The organism is Bradyrhizobium sp. (assembly GCF_049581145.1).
Classification (GTDB): domain Bacteria; phylum Pseudomonadota; class Alphaproteobacteria; order Rhizobiales; family Xanthobacteraceae; genus Bradyrhizobium.
This window is the reverse complement of record NZ_JBAURI010000474.1, coordinates 1-1,764: the sequence shown is the minus strand read 5'-3', so window position 1 is coordinate 1,764 and position 1,764 is coordinate 1. Positions and strand designations below refer to the sequence as shown.

The following is a 1,764-nucleotide window of genomic DNA, read 5'->3' as shown; positions in this document are numbered from 1 at the left end:
TCATCGAACTCGGCGGGCGCAAGGCGACCCGCCCGCTCGCGGCGAGCCGCGGGCGTTGACGAGCGCCCCTATCGCGCCGCCTGCGCCTCGGGAAAAGTCCAGGCGCCGTTCAGGATCTCGGGCCGCGGGCGATAGAGGCGCACCAGATAGTTCCATGCCGGCGGAGTGGCGAGGCAATTCTCGATCTTGCCGTCGCAGCCGCCGAACTGGATCGCATACGAGCCGTCCTCGCCGGGCTTGGCCGTGAGGTTTCGAGCGAATTGGCGTTTTGCGGATTGGGAACGAAGTGGCCCTGCTCGTCGTAGACGCTGATCGACCAGAAGCCGTCGACGGGCACGTCTTTGACGCTGAGCCTATAGACCGTCTTGCCGTCGTTGTGGGCGGGCGTGACGTTGAGATAAAGGGCGTCCTCTTCGGGATTGCCGCCCCAGGCGGCGGCGGAGCCGATCAGGCGCCGGACCGGGTCGACCTTCCCGCGCGGGCCGAACATGCCCTTGGTGTCGGGAACCGTCTGAGCCAGCTCGAGAAGGGCGTCGCGCACCTTGATCTGGCTCGAGGCGTCCCAATTCGGAATCTTGAACATGCCCGGCCCGCCAGGCTGGCTGACCTTGATAGCGTCCTGCAGCGCGCGGACAGTTTCGATGTCCTTCGGATCGTCCGGGTCAACCAGGATGCGAACGGCGACGATGACGTAGCGGGTCCCGATCCCCTCTTTGATCAGCGTATGGACGCCCAGGCCATAGACGACTTCGACCGAGTACGCGTCTTCATCAATCACCTGCATCGACAGGAAGCGCTTACCCGGGTCCGGCAGCGTTATGGTCACGGGACCGGCGCCAAGATCGAATACGGCTGCTGAATAGAGCGTGTCGCGGTTCATTCGAATCACAGTCTGCTTGGCGAGCGGCGTCGGCTCGCGGCGATGCATGAACTTGCCGAAGCCTCCGTCTTTGACGACGCCGCTGAAAATGAGATCCGATTCCGCCCGAGGGAAATTGTCGGGGGTGACGCGGACGGAGCTTTCCGCCCCTGCCTGAGCGGCCTGCGCGGCGAGGGTCAGCGCCAGCGCATATTTCGCTAACTTTCCGTGCATATCAATCCCAACCACCTAAAGATGCGATCAGGGCGACGTTGCCAGCGAAGCGTTGAAGAACCGTCGCGGCCGCTGGTCTTGAGCGAGGCGCCGGTAGCAGCCGATTTGGGCCGTTTCGCGGATTCCGACCCAAGCCGCGATTCAGCTTTTTCTCATCCGGCCCTGGCCGCTTTCACACGACGTCAGAGACACGACTGTTTCCCCGGCTCATGAGAGCCCCCAACAAACCGGTGTCACGCCATTGGCACAGGGAGCCCAAGTGTAGCAGCCATCATCACGAGAGCGGGAAGTGAGTGCGCCGCCATTTTTTGCATTACCCTTCCTCGATGGGCCTTCACGGTGATCTCGCTGATGCCGAGCTCGGCGCCGACCAGTTTGTTTAGGAGGCCGCGGACAACCAACGTCATAACCTCCCGCTCCCGGACACTGAGCGAGGCGTAACGATCTCGAAGTTCGCGTATCTCAGCGTCGTCGCCAAGCGCGATCCTGCTAAGCTCCAAGGCCCGGCCGATGGCTTTCAGCAGTACGTGGTCCACGAAGGGCTTCGTCAAGAACTCGAGAGCTCCTCCCTTCATGGCCTGAACCGTCATCGGAACGTCGCCATGACCCGTAATGAAGATAATCGGCATATCCGGACGTTCCGCAGCGACCCATTTCTGCAATTCCAAGCC

At 62.4% G+C, this 1,764-nt stretch carries 1 protein-coding gene and 1 pseudogene; both read right to left on the bottom strand.

Annotated elements, in window-relative coordinates:
• Positions 1-68: 68 nt before the first annotated feature.
• Positions 69-1,093: pseudogene (locus tag WCB02_RS15615) on the bottom strand (DUF1254 domain-containing protein).
• Positions 1,094-1,326: 233 nt separating this feature from the next.
• The coding region (locus WCB02_RS15610; protein WP_423959266.1) for a response regulator transcription factor at positions 1,327-1,764 on the bottom strand (438 nt) is incomplete at its 5' end.